11 protein-coding genes, 3 tRNA genes and 3 CRISPR repeat arrays are annotated in these 23032 nt (G+C 67.3%); of the genes, 4 read left to right on the top strand and 10 right to left on the bottom strand.

All coding sequences use genetic code 11. The features are described from left to right. Nucleotides 1-851 precede the first annotated feature (851 nt). A CRISPR array of direct repeats spans nucleotides 852-1308; the repeat unit is 29 nt. Nucleotides 1309-1819: 511 nt separating this feature from the next. Then, nucleotides 1820-2642: a CRISPR direct-repeat array (repeat unit 29 nt; unit sequence CGGTTCACCTCCGCTCGCGCGGAGAGCAG). Nucleotides 2643-5860: 3218 nt separating this feature from the next. Continuing rightward, a CRISPR array of direct repeats spans nucleotides 5861-6316; the repeat unit is 29 nt; unit sequence CGGTTCACCTCCGCTCGCGCGGAGAGCAG. A 395-nt stretch (nucleotides 6317-6711) separates the two neighbouring features. The 10 genes from cas6e to ACWD0J_RS23165 form a co-directional block, all read right to left on the bottom strand. After that, nucleotides 6712-7386 (bottom strand): type I-E CRISPR-associated protein Cas6/Cse3/CasE, encoded by a 675-nt coding sequence (gene cas6e / locus ACWD0J_RS23210; protein ID WP_451497716.1) that lies wholly within the window; start codon nucleotides 7384-7386, stop codon nucleotides 6712-6714. 128 nt (nucleotides 7387-7514) lie between these two features. Beyond that, a complete protein-coding gene (cas5e, locus tag ACWD0J_RS23205) occupies nucleotides 7515-8255 on the bottom strand; it encodes a type I-E CRISPR-associated protein Cas5/CasD (RefSeq protein ID WP_451497715.1) in 741 nt (246 codons plus the stop codon). A 7-nt stretch (nucleotides 8256-8262) separates the two neighbouring features. After that, the gene (gene cas7e, locus ACWD0J_RS23200; protein ID WP_451497714.1) at nucleotides 8263-9429 is read right to left on the bottom strand and encodes a type I-E CRISPR-associated protein Cas7/Cse4/CasC; all 1167 of its coding nucleotides are present in this window, start codon (nucleotides 9427-9429) and stop codon (nucleotides 8263-8265) included. Nucleotides 9430-9442: 13 nt separating this feature from the next. After that, complete coding sequence (gene casB, locus ACWD0J_RS23195; protein ID WP_451497713.1) at nucleotides 9443-9988, bottom strand: type I-E CRISPR-associated protein Cse2/CasB; 546 nt, start codon at nucleotides 9986-9988, stop codon at nucleotides 9443-9445. 89 nt (nucleotides 9989-10077) lie between these two features. Beyond that, a complete protein-coding gene (gene casA, locus ACWD0J_RS23190; protein WP_451497712.1) occupies nucleotides 10078-11733 on the bottom strand; it encodes a type I-E CRISPR-associated protein Cse1/CasA in 1656 nt (551 codons plus the stop codon). 87 nt (nucleotides 11734-11820) lie between these two features. Then, a complete protein-coding gene (locus ACWD0J_RS23185) occupies nucleotides 11821-12246 on the bottom strand; it encodes a hypothetical protein (RefSeq protein WP_451497711.1) in 426 nt (141 codons plus the stop codon). Then, nucleotides 12233-14692 carry a CRISPR-associated helicase Cas3' gene (gene cas3 / locus ACWD0J_RS23180; RefSeq protein ID WP_451497748.1) on the bottom strand — a complete coding sequence of 820 codons (2460 nt, stop codon included), beginning with the start codon at nucleotides 14690-14692 and terminating at the stop codon, nucleotides 12233-12235. The genes ACWD0J_RS23185 and cas3 overlap by 14 nt, the downstream gene beginning before the upstream one ends. Before the next feature lie 2032 nt (nucleotides 14693-16724). Further along, nucleotides 16725-16798: transfer RNA gene (locus ACWD0J_RS23175), tRNA-Ile, on the bottom strand. Between the two features lie 177 nt (nucleotides 16799-16975). After that, nucleotides 16976-17048 (bottom strand) — tRNA-Asn (locus ACWD0J_RS23170). A gap of 5 nt (nucleotides 17049-17053) precedes the next feature. Further along, nucleotides 17054-17126: transfer RNA gene (locus ACWD0J_RS23165), tRNA-Asn, on the bottom strand. Nucleotides 17127-17284: 158 nt separating this feature from the next. Here ACWD0J_RS23165 and ACWD0J_RS23160 point away from each other — a divergent pair. The 4 genes from ACWD0J_RS23160 to ACWD0J_RS23145 all read left to right on the top strand — a co-directional run bounded on the left by ACWD0J_RS23160 (nucleotide 17285) and on the right by ACWD0J_RS23145 (nucleotide 23027). Next, entirely contained in the window at nucleotides 17285-17590 is a 306-nt protein-coding gene (locus ACWD0J_RS23160) for a YtxH domain-containing protein (RefSeq protein ID WP_451497710.1), read from the top strand. A gap of 173 nt (nucleotides 17591-17763) precedes the next feature. After that, on the top strand, nucleotides 17764-19215 hold the full coding sequence (locus ACWD0J_RS23155) for a xylulokinase (protein WP_451497709.1): 1452 nt from the start codon (nucleotides 17764-17766) through the stop codon (nucleotides 19213-19215). Nucleotides 19216-19365: 150 nt separating this feature from the next. Further along, nucleotides 19366-21099: an ABC transporter ATP-binding protein gene (locus ACWD0J_RS23150; RefSeq protein ID WP_451497708.1), complete on the top strand. Its 1734-nt coding sequence runs from the start codon at nucleotides 19366-19368 to the stop codon at nucleotides 21097-21099. Next, nucleotides 21099-23027, top strand: coding sequence for an ABC transporter ATP-binding protein (locus ACWD0J_RS23145; RefSeq protein ID WP_451497707.1), 1929 nt, complete (start codon nucleotides 21099-21101; stop codon nucleotides 23025-23027). Before ACWD0J_RS23150 ends, ACWD0J_RS23145 begins: the two co-directional genes overlap by 1 nt. The last annotated feature ends 5 nt before the right edge of the window (nucleotides 23028-23032 follow it).

The following is a 23032-nucleotide window of genomic DNA, read 5'->3' as shown; positions in this document are numbered from 1 at the left end:
GGTTCACCTCCGCTTGCACGGAGCACGACACCCAGGACGAACCCAACCTCCAGGACGCCGGTTCACCTCCGCTCGCGCGGAGAGCACGGGTGGTCGGCGCCGGGCCAGTACAGGGCCTTCGGTTCACCTCCGCTCGCGCGAAGAGCACGTCGATGTCGACGCCCCAGAATCCGAGGAACGCTGTTCACCTCCGCTCGCGCAGAGAACACACCCGCCGCATCACCACCGGCGAAGCCCACCGCGTTCACCTTCGCTTGCGCAGAGAGCACACGTCGAGATCCGGAGCGTCGTACAGCCGGAACGGTTTACCTCCGCTTGCGCGGAGAGCAGTGTGTCCCGTCGTCTAGGTCGCGTGTGGGCAGCGGTTCACCTCCACTCGCGCGGAGAGCAGTTCTTCGGCGTCCACTTCGTGACCGTCCCGTACGGCTCACCTCCGCTTGCGCGGAGAGCACCCTCCTCCGCCCTTCGGAAATTTGGCGTGGACCGGTTCACCTCCGCTCGCGCGGAGAGCACCATGCGATGGCGTCCTCGGTGCTGCGAGGGTTCGGTTCACCTCCGCTCGCGCGGAGATCAGTTCCTCGACCAGATCTTCCCCGAGGCCCTCAACGGTCAACCTCCGCTTGCGCGGAAAGCAGGAGCGCCGCCTGGCCGTAGTCGGCCAGATCTCCGGTTCACCTCCGCTCGCGCGGAGAGCAGGCGACGGGCGCGAACAGGACCCACCAATACCGCGGTTCACCTCCTCTCGCGCAGAGAGCAGGTTGCGACCTGCTGAGCCATCAGCCGTTCCGCCGGTTCACCTCCGCTCGCTCGCGGAGAGCAGTTCGTCGCCAGCACGACAGGCACTATCACCGTCGGTTCACCTCGGCTCGCGCGGAGGGCAGGACTCCTCGTCGATTTCGAGGATCTCTTCCATCGGTTCACCTCCGCTCGCACGGAGAGCAGTCCGACGTCCCCGGCAGCCCCACCACACCCGACGGTTCACCTCCGCTCGCACGGAGAGCAGTCCGCTTGACCGCAGGTCAACGCAGTGTCACGCGGTTCACCTCCGCTCTCGCGCAGAGCAGTACCTCGCCGCGGCCCCGCCCGTCGTCCCCACCGGTTCACCTCCGCTCGCACGGAGAGCAGCACGCCGCCGCCAGTTCGACACAGGTCGTGGACGGTTCACCTCCGCTCGCACGGAGAGCAGTCTGCTCGGGCATGGTGTCGGTCATCGTTCTCCGGTTCACCTCCGCTCGCACGGAGAGCAGGCGCCCTCGACTACCTGCAGACGACTCTCTCTCGGTTCACCTCCGTTCGCACGGAGAGCAGCGGCTCGTACGCCGGACCCGCAGGACCGACCACGGTGTCGGCGACGCTTGAAATGTGAGCCGATCATGCGAATCCGCCTTCACCTCCGCCCGCGCGGAGAGCAGGACATCGGCGCCACCCTTACCCAGATGGGCTACGGTTCACCTCCGCTCGCGCGGAGAGCAGGCCTGCGAGGGTCTCCTCGGTGGCCCCGTACGCGGTTCACCTCCGCAGGCGCGGAGAGCAGGCCAACGGCCGAGACTGCCGCAGCATCCCGATTGGTTCACCTCCGCTCGCGCGGAGAGCAGCAACTCGTCTGCGGCAACACCATGTTCGACGCCGGTTCACCTCCGCTCGCGCGGAGAGCAGTTGGCCCTCCAGCCGGCCGCCGACCGGTCGGCCGGTTCACCTCCGCTCGCGCGGAGAGCGGTCACGTCCCTTGTCGTGGTGTAGCCGATCACGACCTGTCGCCGCCATGGCTGCCCGGCAGTCATCGCCGCTCCCGGCTCCGTGAGGCCCAACAGAGCGCACCTCGATTCACCTCCGCTCGCGCGGAGAGCAGGCCTTGGTGAAGGACCTCGCCTCGGGGGACAGCGGTTCACCTCCGCTCGCGCGGAGAGCAGGCGCGCAGCGCATGGGGCACTTTCGTGCATAGCGGTTCACCTCCGCTCGCGCGGAGAGCACTCCACGAACTCCCCGAAGGCCTTCCCGCCCTCCGGATCACCTCCGCTCAGGCGGAGAGCAGCCCAGGACCGCGTACGTCATCAGCATGTTCTGCGGTTCACCTCCGCTCGCGCAGAGAGCAGAGCAACACGGTGTGGATCGCGAACCTCGACACCGGTTCACCTCCGCTCGCGCGGAGAGCAGCCCACGTTGAACTGACTGGAGTCGCGGTCCCGCGGTTCACCTCCGCTCGCGCGGAGAGCAGGCCTCCGTGTACGAGCGCACGATCCCCGCCCGCGGTTCACCTCCGCTCGCGCGGAGAGCAGGGCCTCGCCGTGATTGTGAACTGGACGGTGATCGGTTCACCTCCGCTCGCGCGGAGAGCAGGACTGGTCGGGGCGTACGGCGTAGCGGCCGAACGGTTCACCTCCGCTCGCGCGGAGAGCAGCGGGTGACCCGCTTGGGCGTGGTCACCACGGACGGTTCACCTCCGCTCACGCGGAGAGCAGACGCGCATCGAGTTCTACACCGGCCTGGCCGTCGGTTCACCTCCGCTCACGCGGAGAGCAGGGCATCCGCAGCATCTCGCCGATGCCTTTGCGCGGCTCACCTCCGCTCGCGCGGGGAGCAGTCGGTTCAGGGCGGGGCAGCGGGACTTGAGGACGGTTCACCTCCGCTCGCGCGGAGAGCAGACTTGCTGACCTGGGCTTCTTGAGGCACCTGGCAAGTTCTTTATGGCGTGCGGATGGGCTCTCTCTGGGTCGGCTAGATATCACGTCAACTGTGGCCCACTGGTGTGGAGTTTACGTTTCCGTCTTGGTTGTCTCTGATCTTCGCGTCGAAGTGGGGGCGCATTGTCAGTAGGGCCTACTCCCCGTTGGACCTCTCCGCGCGAGCCGAGATGATCCATTTGAGCGCGTTCGCCGAAGCCGCCGCCTGCCACACACCGACAGTAACCGGGCATCGGAACACAGCCAGGTACCGGCGGCCCGTAACCCGAGCAGCTGGACGAGGCGCGTCGTCGACCGTCCCGACGTCCTGACCGCATGAACCACGCGGCACCCCACGAGAGGACCGAGTGCTGGCCCGGAGCCGTTTCCTCTTGGGGCAGTTCCTGGTCCCACCGCGACGCGCACTCTCGCGTGCCGCGAACCCAGACGACCGCCACATCCGAACTGGTCGCCCCACCTGCACCGGCCGGAGCGCAGACCCGTCGACGGCCCTGCCCTCGTTCCCCGGCGGATCACGCCGCTCGCGCGGAGAGCAGTGGGCATCACCGGCGTACAGGTCGGCCCGACCGGTTCACCTCCGCTCCCGCAGAGAGCAGCATTTCGGCTGGAAGGAGGCCCGGGTGGGCAACGGTTCACCTCCGCTCGCGCAGAGCACCCGCGCTCCCGTTGGCTCGCCGTTCCCGACGACGGTTCAGCTCCGCTCGCGCGGAGACCAGGAGCACCTGTTCGGCGTGCCCTGCGCGGAGCTCGGTTCACCTCCGCTCGCGCGGAGAGCAGCGGCCCCCTCCCGAGACGACATCGTGAGGGCACGGTTCACCTCCGCTCACGCGGAGAGCAGACGCACGAGCCGTTCTCGCCGCTGTAGCTACTCGGTTGACCTCCGCTCCCGCGGAGAACACATCATCGAGCAGGGCATCTCGGCCGTGGTGTTCGGATCACCTCCGCTCGCGCGGAGAGCAGTGGTCCTGGGCGATCGACGCCTGGTAGGCGTTCGGTTCACCTCCGCTCGCGCGGAGAGCAGGCCCAGCGTTTGGTCTGGTTCGTGCGGTCGCTCGGTTCACCTCCGCTCGCGCGGAGATCAGGAGATGACCTGGCCGACGCCGCCACCTGCGGTCGGTGCACCTCCGCTCACGCAGAGACCAAGGCGTAACCTTGTTGGTCGTGATCGTGATCGACGGTTTACCCTCCGCTCGCGCGGAGAGCAGCTGGCCACGCTGATCGCCGGCCTCAAGGGCGCCGGTTCACCTCCGTTCGCGCGGAGAGCAGGCGATCCCGCCGCAGGTCAGCGTCACGATCACCGGTTCACCTCCGCTTGCGCAGAGAGCAGCGATTCACCTTGTCAGAACGTCCCTGACGAACGGTTCACCCCTGCTCGCGCGGAGAGCAGGCCGCGCCAATGTCCGGCCGCCACGTCGGCCGCGGTTCACCTGGGCTCGCGCGGAGAACAGTTGTCCAAGTCGTCGACCTCGAAGGCGAAGTACGGTTTTACCTCCGCTCGCGCGGAGAGCAGCTGATCATCTTGTACTGGGACGAGATCAAGGCCGGTTCACCTCCGCTCGCGCGGAGAGCGGAACGTCTGGGCGATCAGCCTGTGCCGGCAATCGGTTCACCTCCGCTCGCGCGGCAGATCAAGTGGCTGTTCGCCCCGGAGCGCGACACCGGTTCACCTCCGCTCTCGCGGAGAGCAGACACATGAGCCGTTCTCGCCGCTGTAGCTACTCGGTTGACCTCCACTCGCGCGGAGAACAGACCGCCGGCATCACCGCCGACCGCCACATGGACGGTTCACCTCCGCTCGCGCGGAGAACAGTCCCACAGTGTGGTGTCGGTTGCCGCAGGCCACGGTTCACCTCCGCTACGGCGGAGAGCAGTGCGCCGCAGTCGTCGGCCCTGGGGGCCCTCCGGTTCACCCCCACTCGCGCGGAGAGCAGGACCACCGGCCTCCGTCGCCCGGCATGCAGTGCGGTTCACCTCCGCTCGCGCGGAGAGCAGAACCGCAGGCCGGACGTCGTCGTACAGGTCCTCGGTTCACCTCCGCTCGCACGGAGAGCAGTCCAGGATGGACTCGGGGCCCTTGGACAGCGTCGGTTCACCTCCGCTTGCGCGGAGAGCAGACGATCCACCCCTCACCCGGCACCGTCAAGTGCGGTTCACCTCCGCTCGCGCGGAGAGCAGTACGGCAACGGCGGCTCGGCCGCCAACTACTACGTTTCACCTCCGCTCGCACCGAGAGCAGGTTGCGGACCAGGTGAAGGCTTGGACGTCGGCGGTTTACCTCGGCTCGCGCGGAGAGCAGGACAGCGCCGTGTCGATCGCCTCGACGTGCTGCGGTTCACGTCCGCTCGCGCGGAGAGCAGTCCTCGATTGCGTCGACCAGGACACCGCCGAGCGGTTCACCTCCGCTCGCGCGGAGAGCAGGCCTGCGGTGGCGTCACCAGCACCTCAAAGCCCGGTTCACCTCCACTCGCACGGAGAGCAGGTCGGTCAGTTCAGCTCGGCAACACTCGCGGCCGGTTCACCTCCGCTCACGCGGAGAGCAGACGACGATCGTGTCCGCCGCGTGCCCGGTCTCCGGTTCACCTCCGTTCACACAGAGAGCAGTTGAGCATCACCGCCGCCATCGTTGGAATGAACGGTTCACCTCCGCTCGCAGGGAGAGACGGGTGAAGCAAATCCCCGGCTGAATCTACAACGCCGGTTCACCTCCGCTCGCACGGAAAGCAGGCCCCGTAGGACGGGGGAAAGGCCCGGCTGCCTGGATCACCTCCGCTCACGCGGAGAGCAGTCCCCCCATCTACCTTCAGCTTTCCCTCTTCCGGTTCACCTCCGCTCGCGCGGAGAGCAGTCGGTGACGTCGTACCGGTCCTGGATGCCGAGCGGTTCACCTCCGCTCACGCGGAGAACAGGCGCAGACCCGCATGGACAACCTGATCGGCGACGGTTTACCTCCGCTCACGCGGAAAGCAGACGCACGAGCCGTTCTCACCGCTGTAGCTACTCGGTTGACCTCCGCTCTCGCGGAGAACACATCATCGAGCAGGGCATCTCGGCCGTGGTGGTCGGTTCACCTCCACTCGCGCGGAGAGCAGGGGGTCTCGTTGCCCGCATACCGCCACGCCTGCGGTTCACCTTCGCTCGCAGAGAGCAGGTGTGCTGCACCTCAACGATGCTGCGGATCTGCGGTTCACCTCCGCTGGCGCGGAGAGCAGTCGGTTCCCACGGCGTTGACCTGTCGGGCGAACGGTTCACCTCCGCTGGCGTGGAGAGCAGTGCATGACCTTGTACCCGAAGCTCTCCAGGATCGGTTCACCTCCGCTGGCGCGGAGAGCAGCACTCGGCGACGTACTGCCGGTTGTCCGGGCCCGGTTCACCTCCGCTGGCGCGGAGAGCAGGCCACCCTGCGGCACCCAACCAGATCGTGTTCGGTTCACCTCCGCTCGCGCGGAGAGCAGTGGATCATCAGCACTCGACCGGTGTCAGCGGCCGGTTCACCTCCGCTCACGCGGAGAGCAGGACTTCGGCCTCGGGCCGGGCGCCGAGAACGGCGGTTCACCTCCGCTCGCGCGGAGAGCAGAGCTACACCACCACGTACGCCGGCCTGCACTACGGTTCACCTCCGCTCGCGCGGAGAGCAGTCGATCCCCAGTGGGACCGGGACATCCACGGCTGTTCGCCTCCCGCTCGCGCGGAGAGCAAAGATTGGCTGGGCTTGCGGCCCGAGAGGGTCGTCGGTTCACCTCCGCTCGCGCAGAGAGACAGGTGATGCCGACGCAGAAGGACGAGTTGCCGTTCGGTTCACCTCTGCTCACGCGGAGGGCAGTTCAACGCGTCCACCAGGCCCGCCAGCCCCTGGGGTTCGCCCTCGCCTGTGTGAAGACCAGGTGGAATCGAAGACTGATGTGATGTCCACCCACGGGTCACCTCCGCTTACAAGGAAGGGCTGAGACCGGCTGAAGATCGTCAGGGCGGCGCTTCACGATGCCACCCGAGCCTTGCCGGGCTGCGCCTCGACTCTGCCCATGCGGCTGCATCAAGGCGCGTTCCTTGCCGGGGCGATACTGAGGAGGCCGCAGCCGTAGGCCTTACCGCGGCCGATACCTTCCGTGATTTTTTGGCGGAGGAGGTCGGGGCTGATGATGATGGCGGTGCCATCGAAGCGGATGCGGTTGTGGCGGATGCGTTGCTCCTGGCTTCCGCTGTTGGGCGTTCGTACGGCACGTGCTGCCTCAAGAGCCTGGGAGTGGTTCGTGAGCGGTTTGAGTCCGGCGTTGTCGGCTTGCCGCGTCCACCATTCGTCAGCGTCCTCGCCGGCAAGCGGTATGGCGGCCGGGAGGTTGTAGCGGGCGCGAGTGGTAGCGCCGGGTTTGCGGACAGGGCTGGCGGTGCACCGGTAGCGGATGGTCAGGCCGGTCTTTAGGGCTTCCAGGAGGGGATCGAGAGGGCGTGTGAGAGCTGTGCCGTATCCGTCGGGGAGGCGGGTGAGGTCAGGTTCGTGGCTGCTCTGCAGGAGGATGTGTTGACCATCCGAGGTGTCCTCAATGCGGAAGAGAACGCCGAAGCGGGCGCGCGGGTCGGGTTCAGCATGGTTGGGGTAGAGGGACATCAGACGGCGGTGAAGGCCCATGGCAGTGTTGGCTCCCCGGAGGTCGCGCCGTGCTTCACGACTGTGCATGTCAGGGACGATGCGGGTGAGCCAGAGAGTCATGCTGCCAATCTTTCGATGAGGGAGATGCGTCGTGAGGATGGTGATCCGGGCCCGCTGTCAGCTCTTCGAGAATCTCGCCGTGTCGCAGCGGATCTGATCGTCTAGCTGAATCTCGGAGTATCGCAGCGTCACGGAGCCAAGGGTTCGTGATGTGCCAGCATCGCGGTGATGAGAGGAACGTGGCTGATGTGTACCGCGCGGGGCGCGTACCGTCGTTCCTGCTCGCTGAAGGTGATCGGGTGGTCGTGACGCAGCTCGACGTCCAGCATGCTGGGGTCGGCGTCCACCACGGTGCGTAGCCACGGCACAGCCTCGTCTTCGGCTTTCGTCCGCGCGCGGTGTCTGGCACGTGGCTGGTTCTCCAACCAGGGGTGGCTGGCGAGTGCCTCTTCGAGTGATTGATCGGTGATAGCTGGCGGCTCCCGGTCTCCGCTGCTGACAATCGGGCGGGCGGGTACGAATGCCTTGCGTCCGAAGTACAGCGGCCAGCGCGGGTGCAGAAGGGCATGGTGCAGGCGGCGAAGGCTTTCCTCGTCGTGTGTTTCGAGGGCGCAGAGGAAGAGGGCGTCGGCTAGGTAGTACCGCTTGGTGACGACCGTCCGATGGTTTTTTCCCTCAGTGTTGGGGACGTTCTGCACGGTGTGGAAGTCTTCTTCGACGATGCCTTCCCGGTCGACGCGGACGCCCATGCGCAGCTGGGCAAGTTCGGAGATGGATTGTTCGTCGTCACGAGCTACTCCGAGGGCTGCGGAGAGTAGGCCTACCACGCCTGATTTTGTGGGCTCGGTTCCCGTGTCGCGGCGGGCGAATTTCGACCGGGTTCCCCAGGACTGCATGGGTGCGTCGAAGCACATGAGCAGGGTGGGCACGCCTTTGTCAGCCCTTCGTCGCGGTGAGCAGCCGGGTCACGAAGTCGTCGAGGTTTGAGGCGATCTCGTCGTCGGGGAAGTCTCCTGGATTTCCGTCGATAGAGGCGAAAACGGTGTGACGGATCTGGCTGGCGCCGTAGAAGCTGCGGATCTGCTGGTAGTGGTTGGCCAGCCGATGGGTGGATTCGGCCATTAGGTCCGGGACGTCGGTGACGGGGCTGAGGAATGCGTTGGCCAAGTTCCAGGCGCCGTCTTCCCGGACGATGCCGAGCAGAGTTTGCGGGGGCGTTCGGGCGGCCATGGAGTTCTGTTTTCCGGCGGGGACGGCGTGGATGAAGGACAGTAGCCAGGCTCGGGCTGCGCGGGCGGCGAGGTCGGTATCGCCTGCCAGGTTCTTGTGTAGCTGTTCCAGGTCGAGGTTTACATAGCGGTAGAAGCAGGCGGTGTTGAAGTCGACGGTGCCGATCATGTCTGCGGCAGGTTCGGCGTCCGGTCGTAGGTCGTCGAGGGCCGTGTAGTAGTCGAATTCGTTGACCACGGCGTGGGTGGACAGGGCGTGGGCAACTTGGGAGGCGGCGTTGACGTTGAAGTCGGTGTTGTCTGCGATCATCCGGCCGAACAGGGCGATGTCTGCGGCGCGGCTACCGTCCAGGATGAGTTGGGCTGCTTCCTGGGCCTCCTTGCTGAGCTTGGGCTTTGCCGGTTTGGTTGCGCCGGCCTTACGGGGTGTCTTCTCGTCCTTTTCTTTCTTCTTCTTGGCAGCGGCCACCGCTTCGGCCAGGGCCTCCCACCGCTGGTCGCTGTAGTCGGCGAGTCGCTGCTGTGCTGTGTGGCCGACGAAGAGCAGGTATTCCGTCAGTCCGGTGCTGGCATGGGGTTTGAACCTCAGCTCTTCCAGAGCGGCTTGGCAGATCTCTCGGGACTGGTCTTCCGGTCGGCCGCGTTCTGCCAGCAGAGTGGCGGCTCCGTCGCGCAGTCGCTTCGTGCGGACGCCCTTATCGCTCTCTTCCAGTCCGTGCCGGGTGAACAGGTTTCTGGCGGCTCGTTTGAGGGACTGGCTGGAGATGCGGGCTCGGGTGTAGCCGCCGAAGCGGGCGGTCTTGGGCTGTCCGAGGTCGTCGCGGTTGAGGTTGCTGACGGGAAACGACTGCAGTAGGTGCAGTTCGATGAGCACTGTTGTCTCCAGATCAGGTGGTTGCCGGGGTGGTGCTGACGGTGTCTGCGTCATGGGACACACTGCTGACGGCCCTGCTGGTGCGGTGGTAGTCGCGAGCCCAGGTCAGACGGATGCGCTGACGGCGGTCGGCGTTGAGACCGCGAGGGTCGTCGGCGAGGAGTTCCGTCAGCTCGTCGAGGAGGCGGTAGAAGTCGAGCGGCACGCCTCCGGTGCGTAGCAGTTGGAGTGCTTGGCGCAGGTAGTGGGGCATTGCCTGCTCTTCGACGGATACGAGTTGGGTGAAGCGCCGTTTGACGGAGTCGCCGCGTTCTTTGGCAAGGCGTCCCATGGCGGCTCCGAGGGAGGACTTACGGTCGTGTTCTTGAGGCCGGGTCTGCGGGTGCAGGGCGAAGAGGCCGGCGGTCAGGAGCCAGATGTGCTGCTCGGCCTCCGGCGGGTCGAAGTCGAACACGAGGTCGTAGGCGTCGGCCTCCTGCCGGGCTCCGGTGAAGCAGCGGCGCAGCAGGGCCATGGCCTGTCTGGCTTGGGCGGCGGCGTGTTTGTTGTCCGATGCCATGTCACGGTGCAGCCGGTAAAGATATGTCACGAAATCGCCGCGTCGTTGGTGGACGGTGGCCCGGTTTGCGGAGCGGTCAGGAGTCGCGTTCATTCGGTGTCCTCCGGAGGTGCGGTGTATCGGGCCAGGCCACCGCGGAAGATGTGCTGCAGGCGTCTGCATGCTTCTTGGAAGTCGTCGAAGTGGGCGCCGGCTGCCACGAGGGAGCGATCGCGTCGTGGAGTGCCCTGGAGCCATTGCCAGGCGGCCTGTTCAGCCAGTTGTGAGGCCGTCCTGCCCCATCGTTCGGCAGCCGCGGTTTCGGTTCCGATGCCGCGTACAGCTTCGCCGAGTTCGCGGAGGAATTGAGCGAAGGGTGCTTCCAGGCGTGGCCAGTACCTGATTTCCAGGTCGGTTGGCAGCTGTTCTTGTTGCTTCTTTAGCTCGGATTTGAATTCGCTTCGGTAGCTGCGTTGCATGGTTTGCAGGGCCTCACCGAGGTCGTTGGCCAGAGAGACTGCGTATCCGATTACGTGGCCGACGCGGGCGTTTTCAGTGCGGAGCAGCGCGACTGGTGCGGGGACGGCTTCTTCGTTCCAGGCGTAGGTGTCGCCTCCTTGGTCGCCCAGCTGTTGTCCGAAGACACGCAGGGTGTACACAGTGTCCTCGGGGATGAGGCCGTCTTCGACGAGTTCGGCGATGTGTTCCAGTGCGGCTGGGCGCCGGCGTTCGGGCTCTTGGGCGGGAAGCGGTCCGTTCGCCCGTTGCCGTGCCTTCCAGGTGTTCCACCAGCGTGGATCGGCGGCGAGCAGGAGTTCTTGGCTGTGCTGCCAGATGCCGCGCAGTTGATCGAGGCTGACGGGCCGGAGCGTGCCCTGTTTATTCCCCTTCAGCCAGGGGCGGCGATAGGCGGCCATGGCTTCGACGTCGGCCAGATCGCCCTTGAAGTTCGTGCCAGGGGTCAGAACTACACCGTTCACCATGGTGTGGTCACCGACCTGTGTGGTGGACAGCAGGATGCGGCGAGACGGCCAGGTGAGCAGGTCGGTCCAGCCTTGGGCGGAGCGGGTGTCCGGCTCGGGATCAGGAGGCAGCGGCGTCTCCCATACTGGCCGGTCCTGTGGAGTGGTGCGCGGTGGAAGTTCGGCTTCAGGGTTGTACAACAGCAGGTTCAGGAGCAGCGTTTCATGGAGTGAGTGGCCCTCGACCAGCACGCAGGCGTAGCGGTTTCCGAGCCCGCCTTCGGAATGGCGAACCGTGCGATAGGGCTGTTTGGTGCCGGAGGTGTCGTAGGCCTGCGTGGTGATCAGCCAGCGTGCAGCCTCGGCCGGCTCCAGCAGAGGGCGCTGATCTGCGGTTGTCTGGTCGAACAGGGTGCGGTTGCTGCCGGTGGCGCGGTAGGCCACCAACTTGGCTGTGGTGCCAGGGTTGTTGTCCAGAGCCGGGCACTGGAAGAACGGCTCCTGTGGATGGAACAGGTCGAAGCGGTGGCCATGTTCGTCGTGGTAGTCGGAGAGCTGCCGCTCAGGCAGGCCGTGTTCGGCCGTCCACAGCTCAGCCCAGCGTTCCGCGTCGACAGGTTGATATGCACGGTGGGCCAGGGCCAACAAAGTCCGGTGCAAGGCTGCGGTCATCGTTGGTGTCGCGCCCACGAGACGGCGGTACTTGCGGGCGCTGCGCATCGCGCCGAGGAGTCCGACCTCCTCCATGGTGCCGTCCAGCCGCAGAAGCGGAAGCCACGGCTCCGTCAGCAGGTTGAATCCCAACCCGACATCCCCTCCCCAACGATCAGCGGGCGAGGATCGAGTCTTGCAGACGCCACTGACAGTGGGCCCGCGTTTCGTACAGGCGGATCAACTAGGCGTAGTCTCTTCGGTTTCAACCCATAGCCCGGTGCCAGCCTGGTAGCCCAGACGTATCCCGGCGATGTGAGTCACTCCGTTCTCCAGCGCCAGAAGCCGGGCACGCCGCAGCCACGGGGACGCCTGGAACAACGGCGGGACAGGTGAGCGGAGCAGAGCATCGATCACCGCGTAGGGGACGTCTTCAGCCGTGTCCAGGCGCAGCATCGAACTCCGCAACCGGTGCACTGCATGTTCGTCGCCGCCGGATGGATCAGCGAGGTCCAACGGCTCGCCTCCTTCAAGAGCAGCGACCAGATCACCACCCGGCACACTGTGCACGAGAACAACGTCCACTCCGGCTCGCTCCTGGAACGCGCCGACCGACAGGTGCAACGCGGCGGATTCGTCATCCAGGGTCATGTCATCCTCGATCATCATCGCGCTGGTAGTTCTGCTCACGGGTCTGGCGGGCGCTGGCGGATCGGGCAGTGAGCTCCCAGAGCTGGACGTCGTCCCGCGGCTGCGGAAGCCTCACCGCCCAGGCACCCTCCTCATGGCGCGCAATGCTCTTGTGCAGCTGCTCCGTGGCGTCAGTCCACTGCTTGACCCAGCCGTCCGGGTACGGCAGCGCGTCATCGTTGCCGTAGACAGCGTCCACGAGTTCCTGCACTTCGTCCGGACAGCTCACCTGTGTACGCGTACGGAGCAGTGCCCAGGTCCGCAGCAACACTGCCTCGGCATACACCCGCGTCGTATACGGCGGGAAGGCGACCTTTGTCCGACGGTCCTCGACTCCCGTCAGGGCCAACAGCAGCGGCGGCCGGTCCTCACCGCGCTGGTGCCGCTGAATCCTTCCCATACGCTGAATCAGGCTGTCCACTGGAGCCAGCGCAGAGACCATCACGTCGAAGTCCGCGTCCAGTCCCTGCTCCAGCAACTGCGTGCCGACCACGATCGCGCGGGTGGGCCGATCGGAGGGCCCCTCACTGTGAGGCCGGCCGAACTTCGTCCGGATCGCCGCCTCGACCCGGGCCCGCTCTCCCTGGGCCAGCCGACCATGGAGCAGGAAGACCTCCGGGCGCTCGTCCTGCGGTAGGTCCTTCACGTGACTCAAGATCTGCTCGTATGCGCTGACGGCGTGGCGTACGACGTTGTGGACAACCGCCACACATCGCCTCTGCTCGGCCTGCTCCAGGGCCCAGGCGACATGATCGCCAAACGGGATGTGCTTCAGTTGAACAACGCGCCCCTGGTTCAACCGCGACGGCTCGACCACGATCTCCGCGGGCTCGCTGCCCGATGCGTCTGCCCACGTCACTCGCGGATAGCCGGGCACACCAGACACAGAGGGTGCCGCGTCGGGGCGTCGGCCCAACGCACCCGCCTGCCAGCTTCGCACCAGCTCCTTCTGCCGGCGCTCAGGCAAGGTCGCCGACAGCAGCACTACCGGAACGCCGAGCTTGCCCAGCCACCACAGCAGACGATCCATCAGTGTCGACATGTGTACGTCGTAGCCGTGCACTTCGTCGAAGACCACCGCTTTCCCCGACAGACCCAGCAGACGCACGAAGACATGGCTGGAGCGAAGGGCCGCCATCAGGACCTGGTCGACGGTGCCCACCCCCAACGGCGCCAACAGCCCTCTCTTGTGGGTGAACCACTCCCGGGCCTCACCGTCTCCATCACCTGGCCCATCGACGTCGACACCCTGAGGACGCAACGGTTTAGCTGGCTCTTGGAGAGGTGCCCGGCCCTTGAGGTAGTCGGCTGCCGCCGAATGCAGCAGCCGGATCCGGGATGCACCGCCTAGACGTTCGAGGAGCTGAGCGGCCACGTCGAATGCCTGATTGCTAGTGACACGCGATGGCATCGCCACGTAGAACCCGCTCAAACCGAGGGAACGCACCAGGGTCGCTGCCGCTTGCAGAGCGGCCTTGGTCTTGCCCTCGCCTGTCGGGGCGGAGACAACAATGATGCCTGGGCCCCGCAGGCGGGAGGTCACGGCTTCAATCGCCTCCTGAACCGGATGCGGCTCGCTCTCTTCCGGGAACAACGAGCGAAAACCGGTGTCCTGAGGGGGAAGCCACGGTGCCCACGCAAGCCTGCCGACTCGCTCCGCCTCGGCCTTTCGCACGTCCCTGACATACGTGTCGAGATCCACGTCCGCTCCGGCGTAGGTACTCACCGGCCTGGACGAGGCGATCCAGTCACTTACCGATGTCAAGCCGGCGAGCGCCACCACCGACTCGGGGCTGAATCGCACCTCGCGCCAGGAGAGTTCGTCCGGTTTCGGCAATCCCCAGAGTTGCAGCGTTTTCCGCACCAACGCTTCGCAGCCAGCTGCCCACCGGGCGCCACCGTGATCGCCCACCGCGTGGCGCGCCTGCCGCACCGAAGCCGCAAGCGGGATGACACCGTGATGCCCCCCGAGCGCCCACGCCACCGTGCGTGCGGTGGCCGGCGTCGCACCCCAACTCCACAGAATCCGCTGCCAGTGCACCGCGGTCAACACCCCGTGATGGCAGTCCGTACGCGTCCCTTGCGGCCGCCACTGCGTCAGCCGCCGGATATCGGCTGCCGCGGCCGGACCCATGGCAAGCGAGGCAATATCCTCACGCAACGCCTGAAATGTGGGCGCATACTTCCCCAGGTCATGCAGCCCGCACAGCACCGCGATCCAGCCACGCGGTTCGCCAAGCGGAGCAAACGCCTTCTCCAACTCCGCACGACACCGCGGTCCGACCAACACATCCATGAGCAGCTCGGCCACCGCAGCGGTATCCAGGGCATGACAGATCAAGGGATGAGGGACAGAACCGCCTCCAGCCTTTCCCCACGGTGCCCGTACGCAAAGCCATGGATCATCCTGAGCTCTTGCCACATGACCATCCAACCCCACCAACTGAGCATCGAGCCATCATGTCCAGGGGAATCAGACACCACTGCAGATCCGGAACCAAGCAGCTCTCTGCACAAATAGAGGGAGGTCGCAATCCCGACTCGGTTCGGGCCAGACTGCTGCGCGAGCGGAGGTGAACCGTGGTAGACGGTGTTCCCAGCAGTGTCCGACTACTGCTCTCTGCCCGAACGGAGGTGATTCGGACCAGCCGTAGACGTTGGCGACGAAGGCGAGGTTCTCTCTCCGAGCGAGCGGAGGTTATCCGCAGGTGTCGCCGTACAGGTCGGGGTTGTCCATGTTCTCTCCACGCGAGCGGAGGTGGCCCTTGCCTGGAGTTCCCCTTCAACCGGGAGCGGGAGTGCTCTCCACGCCAGCGGAGGTGATCCGAGCCCCGTTTGGATCTACAAGGCCTTCCTCAAGTGCTTTCCGCGCGAGCGGAGGTGAGCCGCCGACTCATGGATCGGCGTCACCACCTGGTCCCTGCTCTCTGCGCGAGCGGAGGTAAACCGCAGATGCGCAGCATCGTCGAGGCGCTGCACACCTGCTCTCTGCGCGAGCGGAGGTGGACCGTCGGAAGAGCTCCGCGAGACAGTGATGCGGCTCTGCTCTCCGCGCGAGTGGAGGTGAACCGCAGTGGGCTACGCCCTTCTCGGTGTTGACGGACTGCTCTCCGCGCGAGCGTAGGGGACCCGGCCAACGGCATCTACACCGTCACCAGCGGCGCCTGCTCTCCGCGCGAGCGGAGGTGAACCGTAGATCTTGGCGGCAGTCCACCACCACTGGAACTGCTCTCTGCGCGAGTGGAGGTGAACCGGGAGAGGAGCCGACTGATCGACCGTAGCGCCTGTGCTCTCCGCACGAGCGGAGGTGATCCGCGCGATCTGGGCGAGGCGTGGGCGTGGGCCCGGTGCTCTCCGCGCGAGCGGAGGTGATCCGGCCGCCGTCGCCTAGGACCGGTGCGGTGCTCTGTGCTCTGTGCTCTCCGCGCGAGCGTAGGTGATCCGTGGGCCTGCTTCACGCCCGGGGAGACGGCCACGTGCTCTCCGCGCGAGCGAAGGTGAACCGAACGCGCGCCCACCAATTGCTGTTGGGTGCGTGCTCTCCGCGCGAGCGGAGGTGATCCGTACGCGGTCGGTCTCTTCCGCTGCCCTCGTTGGCGCTCTCCGCGCAAGCGGAGGTGATCCGGCCGGCTCGTCGCCCCGCTGAAGTGCGAGAACGTGCTCTCCGCGTGAGCGGAGGTGAACTGATTCCCCTCGGCAGAGCCATCAGGTCTCTGCGCCATCCCGCTGCTGGCGACCGTCAAACGCACGGGCGTGATCCGCCACTGACAACAGCGGCGACCCGCCGACCGACCGCTGGCAGCACTGCGTCCTCGGCTGGTCCTCCTCTCCTTCGATGGGGCCGCGTACTGCTCGGTCGAAGTCGATGACGAAGTCGGCGACCTTCTGTCGGCGGACCAAGCCTTCGGTCCCCTCTGCACGACTCCGCCGGAGGCGACCTGAGCCCACCGACGCCTGGGCAGCGGATCACGTCACACCTGAGCGGCAGCCGTCACTGCCCCGGGAGGGACGGGATGAGCACGAAAACCGGTGCGGCTGCATGTGAGCGGGGAACCGCCCCGACCGGCCGCTCCTGCCATGTCTGTCGGCCCTCTCTGGGCCGTTTCCAGTGCGGGCCGTTTCCGCGTCCCAGCCCGGACCACACCCCATTCGGGCCGGCCCCCATACCCACCCGCCGGCCCGGCAGAGCCGCCTACTCGAAGGTCCCCGGGCAGCACTTCTGAATCCTCGCGTCCAGCCAGCGTCCAGAATCCGGCGCCCAATGCCTCGCACACGCCACCCGGGGCAACCTGCCACATCGCCGGTGCACGACATCTGCGCAGGTCAGAGTGATGCGAACTAACACTGACCGCAACGGAGCCGAACTCGCGAGCAGCGGATTCACTCCGTTCAGGCAAAGTTGACGAACCGACAGGACAAATTGAACGTTTCCGCAGGTCACAGCCTTGCCGAAGTGGGGCGGGTGGGACTCGAACCCACGGCCGACGGATTATGAGTCCGCTGCTCTAACCGGCTGAGCTACCGCCCCATAGCGGCGTGTCGCGTACATGTGTGCGCGCCGTCTGCCGCAGCATAGCCGCTCATACGATCTCCTGCTTCGGATGGTCGACTTCGCACGGCCCGCACGGCCTTGAGGACCACGCCGTGCCCCGTGCGGTTCCCCGGGACATGAAAAAGGACCCCTGCGGGGTCCTCGTTCAGCATGCTCCCCCGACTGGACTCGAACCAGTAACCTGCCGGTTAACAGCCGGCTGCTCTGCCAATTGAGCTACGGAGGACCGAGCTCCCCCGACTGGACTCGAACCAGTAACCTGCCGGTTAACAGCCGGCTGCTCTGCCAATTGAGCTACGGAGGAATGCCTCGTTGCATCGAACGCAGCTACCTGGGTATTCGCCAGGGGGCGGACGCTCTCTGCGACACATACATTAGCGCAAGCAGGGGGGTGCTCCGCCAATCGGTTCCCCCCGGCACCGACACCACGCCTCGGACCAACACACGGAAAGGGTGGCCGCCATGCGCTACCGGCTCACGTTCGTCGTCGGGCTCGCTCTGGGTTACGTGCTGGGCACGAAGGCCGGACGCGAGCGCTACGAGCAGTTGAGGAAGTCCGCGCGTCAGGTCGCGCAGAACCCCGCCGTCCGCAACACCGCCGAGTCGGCCGCCCAGCAGGGCCGCCAGTTCGCGGGCAAGGCGTACCAGGCGGTGAGCGACAAGGTCGGCGACCGGGTCCCGGACTCGGTGGCCCAGCGCGTGCGGTCCCTGCGCGAGCGCAACACGAACGGCACCGCCGAGGACGACTGGGGCACGAGCAACACGTAGAGGGCCTCCACGACACCGGGGGCACCCGCTTCCGCCGAGGCGCGGGGCTGTGACATGTACAGCTCCGCCGCACGGGCACGACCAGCCACAACGCGCCCGCAACCGCCACATCGCCCGCGCCCCCGCGGCGCTCATGGCCCGAGCCGGTGCGGCGGTACGGCAGAATTTTGGCCATGGGGATAGTCGCCGGGTTGGACAGTTCGCCCGAATTCACTCGTATCGTCGTCTGCGACACGGACACCGGTGCCGTGCTCAGGCAGGGGTATGCGCCGCATCCGATGGAGAACGCCGACAGCGGGCGGCCCTCCGACGTCGATCCGCAGGCCTGGCTGCTGTCCCTCGGTGAAGCCGCCGGCGGCGGGCTGCTGGAAGGCGTGCAGGCCATCGGCGTGTCCGCGCAGCAGAACGCGGTGGTGCCGCTGGACTCCCAGGGCAACACGGTGCGGCCGGCGATGGTCGGCGGGGACAAGCGGGCGCAGGTCGCGGCGGCCGATCTGGTCGACGCGCTCGGCGGGCGCGAGGCGTGGGCGCAGGCGGTGGGCTGTGTGCCGCAGGCCGCGCAGCCGGTGACCAAGCTGCGCTGGCTCGCGAAGACCGAACCCGACGCCGCCCAGCGCACCGCCGTCCTCCTCCAGGCGCACGACTGGCTGGTGTGGCAGCTGCTGGGCCGGCCGGTGCGCAGGACCACGGACCGGGGCGGTGCCTCCGGGACCGGGTACTGGTCGGCGGCCACCGGCGGCTACCGGCCCGATCTCGTCGAACTGGCGCTCGGTCGCCAGGTGATGCTGCCCGAGGTGATCGGCCCTTCCGACGCGGCCGGTACGACTCCGGAGGGGCTGCTGATCTCCGCCGGGACCGGCGAGACGATGGCCGCCGCCTTCGGGCTCGGGCTCGGGCTGGGCGACGCGGTGGTGTCGCTCGGGGCCTCCGGGTCCGTGATGGCCGTGCATCCCGAGGCGCTCGTCGACCAGAGCGGGATGATCACCTCCCTGGCCGACGCGACCGGCATGCACCTGCCCGTCGTCACCACGCTGAACGCCGTACGGATCCTGCGCGGGGCCACCGAGATGCTCGGGCTGAGCGACCTGGAGAGTCTGTCCGAGCTGGCGATGAAGTCGACGCCGGGGGCCCACGGACTCGTCCTCCTCCCCTATCTGGAGGGGGAGCGGACGCCGCAGCTGCCGCACGCCGCCGGGACGCTGTCGGGCCTGCGGCGCGAGTCGATGCGGCCGGAGCATCTGGCGCGGGCCGCGTTCGAGGGCATGCTGTGCGGGCTCGCCGACGCGCTCGACGTGCTGCGCGGGCGGGGCGTGGACGTGCGGCGGGTCTTCCTGCTGGGGCCGGCCGCCGAGCTGCCCGCCGTGCAGGCCTCGGCGCCCGCGCTGTTCGGGGCGCAGGTCGTCGTACCGCAGCCCGCCGACTACGCGGCGATCGGGGCCGCCCGGCAGGCGGCCTGGGCGCTCGGGGTGTCGCAGGGCGCGCTGGACCCGCGCAACCCGCCGGCCTGGCAGGGCGCGGCGGCGCAGGTGCTGGAGCCGGGCGAGGAGCTGGCGGTGGGGCAGGCGGTGCGCCAGCAGTTCGTGTCGGTGCGGGAGCAGACGCACCCGGGGGCGTTCCGGTCGTAGCGGAAGGTGAGAAACCGGTAGGAGCCGTACCCATAAGGCCGTACGAAGCACTGCTGTCGGCTTAATCGGTTGAGGTAACACGGGCGGAGTGTCCGACGATAGGGGCCAGGGGCAACCAACCGCCCCATCGCCGACTCCGAGAGACACAGCGTGCTCATACGACTGCTGCGGACCTATCTCAGGCCCTACAGGAAACCCATCGCCCTGCTGGTGCTGCTGCAGCTCCTGCAGACCTGCGCCAGCCTCTACCTGCCCACGCTGAACGCGGACATCATCGACAACGGTGTCGTGACCGGGGACACCGGCTACATCCTGAGCTACGGCGCCGTGATGATCGGCGTCTCGCTGGTGCAGGTCGTGTGCAACATCGGTGCCGTGTACTACGGCGCCAGGACCGCCGCGGCGCTCGGGCGGGACGTGCGGGGCGCCGTCTTCGACCGGGTGCAGTCCTTCTCGGCGCGCGAGGTCGGCCAGTTCGGCGCGCCCTCGCTGATCACCCGTACGACCAATGACGTCCAGCAGGTCCAGATGCTGGCCCTGATGACGTTCACGCTGATGGTCTCGGCCCCCATCATGTGCGTGGGCGGGATCGTGCTGGCGCTCGGCCTGGACGTGCCGCTGTCGGGGGTGCTGGTCGCGGTCGTCCCGGTGATGGGCGTCTGTGTGACGCTGATCATCCGCCGGCTGCGTCCGCTGTTCCGGTCCATGCAGGTGCGGCTGGACACGGTGAACCGGGTGCTGCGCGAGCAGATCACCGGCAACCGGGTCATCCGGGCGTTCGTGCGCGACGAGTACGAGCAGCAGCGCTTCCGCAAGGCCAACGCCGACCTGACCGACATGGCGGTGGGCACCGGCAATCTGCTGGCGCTGATGTTCCCCATGGTGATGACGGTGGTGAACCTGTCGTCGATCGCCGTGGTGTGGTTCGGCGCGCACCGCATCGACGGCGGCGAGCTGCAGATCGGCGGCCTGACCGCGTTCCTCGCCTATCTGATGCAGATCGTGATGTCCGTGATGATGGCCACCTTCATGTTCATGATGGTGCCGCGCGCGGAGGTGTGCGCCGAGCGCATCGAGGAGGTCCTGGACACCTCGTCGAGCGTGGTCCCGCCGGCCGCGCCGGTGCGGGAGCTGCGCCGCCACGGTCACCTGGAGCTGCGGGGTGCCGGGTTCCGCTACCCGGGTGCCGAGGAGCCGGTGCTGAAGTCGGTCGACCTGGTGGCGCGGCCGGGTGAGACGACCGCTGTGATCGGCTCCACCGGCAGCGGCAAGTCCACGCTGCTGGGGCTGGTGCCGAGGCTGGTCGACGCGACCGACGGGGAGGTGCTCGTGGACGGGGTGGACGTGTCGGCCATCGACCCGGTGCTGCTGGCGAGGACGGTCGGGATGGTGCCGCAGAAGCCGTACCTGTTCGCGGGCACGGTCGCGACCAATCTGCGCTACGGCAATCCGGACGCCACCGACGAGGAGCTGTGGCACGCGCTGGACGTCGCGCAGGCCAGGGACTTCGTCGAGCGGCTGGAGGGCGGGCTCGACGCGCCGATCGCACAGGGCGGCACGAACGTGTCGGGCGGTCAGCGGCAGCGGCTCGCCATCGCCCGCACCCTCGTGCGGCGGCCGGAGATCTACCTCTTCGACGACTCCTTCTCCGCGCTCGACTACGCCACCGACGCGGCCCTGCGGGCGGCGCTCGCCCACGAGACCGCCGAGGCCACCGTCGTGATCGTCGCCCAGCGTGTGTCAACCATCCGCGACGCCGACCGGATCGTCGTCCTCGACGAGGGCCGGGTCGTCGGCACCGGCACGCACCACGAACTGATGGCGGACAACGAGACCTACCGGGAGATCGTGCTCTCCCAGCTGACGGAAGCGGAGGCTGCCTGATGGCGGGGCCAGCTGGGCGGATGATGGCCGGGACCGGCCCCGACCACCACTCGATGGACTTCAAGGGGTCGGGCAAGCGGCTCGTCGCCCGGTTCAGGCCCGAGCGGCTGACGATCTACGGGCTGCTGCTCTGCGTGGTCGTGAGCGTCGGGCTGTCGGTGGTGGGGCCGTACATCCTCGGCAAGGCGACCGACCTGGTCTTCGCGGGGATCATCGGGCGGGAGATGCCGGCCGGGGCCACCAAGGCGGAGGTCCTGGAGTCGATGCGGGAGCGGGGCGAGGGCTCCGTCGCCGACATGCTCCGCAGCACCGACTTCACCCCCGGCGAGGGCATCGACTTCGACGCCGTCGGACGGGTGCTGCTGATCGCGCTCGCCGTGTTCCTGGCGGCGGGGCTGCTGATGGCGGTGGCGACCCGGCTGGTGAACCGGGCGGTCAACCGGACCATGTACCGGATGCGCGAGGACGTGCAGACGAAGCTGTCGCGGCTGCCGCTGTCGTACTTCGACAAGCGGCAGCGCGGCGAGGTGCTCAGCCGGGCCACCAACGACATCGACAACATCGGGCAGACGCTCCAGCAGTCGATGGGCCAGCTGATCAACTCGGTGCTCACCATCATCGGTGTGCTGGTGATGATGTTCTGGGTGTCGTGGATCCTCGCGCTGGTCGCGCTGGTGACCGTGCCGTTGTCGTTCGTGGTCGCCACCCGTGTCGGCAAGCGGTCGCAGCCGCACTTCGTGCAGCAGTGGCGCTCCACCGGCAAACTCAACGCGCACGTGGAGGAGATGTACACCGGGCACGCCCTGGTGAAGGTGTTCGGGCGGCAGGAGGAGTCGGCCGCGCGGTTCGCCGAGCAGAACGAGGCGCTGTACGAGGCCGGGTTCAAGGCGCAGTTCAACAGCGGGGTCATGCAGCCGCTGATGATGTTCGTGTCGAACCTGAACTATGTGCTGGTCGCGGTCGCCGGCGGGCTGCGGGTGGCGTCCGGGGCCCTGTCCATCGGCGATGTGCAGGCCTTCATCCAGTACTCGCGGCAGTTCTCGATGCCGCTGACGCAGGTCGCGTCGATGGCGAACCTGGTGCAGTCGGGGGTCGCCTCGGCCGAGCGGGTCTTCGAACTCCTGGACGCGGCGGAGCAGGAGGCGGATCCGGTGCCGGGCGTGCGGCCGGAGGAGCTGCGCGGACAGGTGGCGCTGGAGCACGTGTCGTTCCGCTACGACCCCGAGAAGCCGCTCATCGAGGACCTGTCGCTGACGGTGGAGCCGGGGCACACGGTCGCGATCGTCGGCCCGACGGGAGCCGGCAAGACCACCCTGGTGAACCTGCTGATGCGGTTCTATGAGGTGTCCGGCGGGCGCATCACCCTCGACGGCGTCGACATCGCGCGGATGTCCCGGGACGAACTGCGGTCCGGGATCGGCATGGTGCTCCAGGACACCTGGCTGTTCGGCGGCACGATCGCGGAGAACATCGCGTACGGTGCCGCGCGCGAGGTGACGCGCGGGGAGGTCGAGGAGGCGGCGCGGGCGGCCCACGCGGACCGGTTCGTGCGGACGCTGCCCGACGGGTACGACACCGTGATCGACGACGAGGGCAGCGGGGTCAGTGCCGGGGAGAAGCAGCTCATCACCATCGCGCGGGCGTTCCTGTCCGATCCGGTGATCCTGGTGCTCGACGAGGCGACGAGTTCTGTCGACACCCGGACCGAGGTGCTGATCCAGAAGGCGATGGCGAAGCTCGCGCACGGGCGGACGTCGTTCGTCATCGCGCACCGGCTCTCCACGATCCGGGACGCGGACACGATCCTGGTGATGGAGAACGGGTCGATCGTCGAGCAGGGCACGCATACGGATCTGCTCGCGGCCGGCGGGGCGTACGCGCGGCTGTACCAGGCGCAGTTCGCGCAGGCGGTGGCGGAGGTGGACTAGAGGGT

It is taken from the genome of Streptomyces sp. NPDC003011 (assembly GCF_053591515.1).
This window is presented reverse-complemented; position numbering and strand designations above follow the sequence as displayed.

Bases quoted from the DNA above. Each gene is read 5' to 3' on its own strand.
- cas6e (WP_451497716.1), bottom strand. From the start codon at position 7,386: ATGACTCTCTGGCTCACCCGCATCGTCCCTGACATGCACAGTCGTGAA.
- casB (WP_451497713.1), bottom strand. From the start codon at position 9,988: ATGGCATCGGACAACAAACACGCCGCCGCCCAAGCCAGACAGGCCATG.
- ACWD0J_RS23185 (WP_451497711.1), bottom strand. From the start codon at position 12,246: ATGATCGAGGATGACATGACCCTGGATGACGAATCCGCCGCGTTGCAC.
- ACWD0J_RS23160 (WP_451497710.1), top strand. From the start codon at position 17,285: ATGCGCTACCGGCTCACGTTCGTCGTCGGGCTCGCTCTGGGTTACGTG.
- ACWD0J_RS23155 (WP_451497709.1), top strand. From the start codon at position 17,764: ATGGGGATAGTCGCCGGGTTGGACAGTTCGCCCGAATTCACTCGTATC.
- ACWD0J_RS23145 (WP_451497707.1), top strand. From the start codon at position 21,099: ATGGCGGGGCCAGCTGGGCGGATGATGGCCGGGACCGGCCCCGACCAC.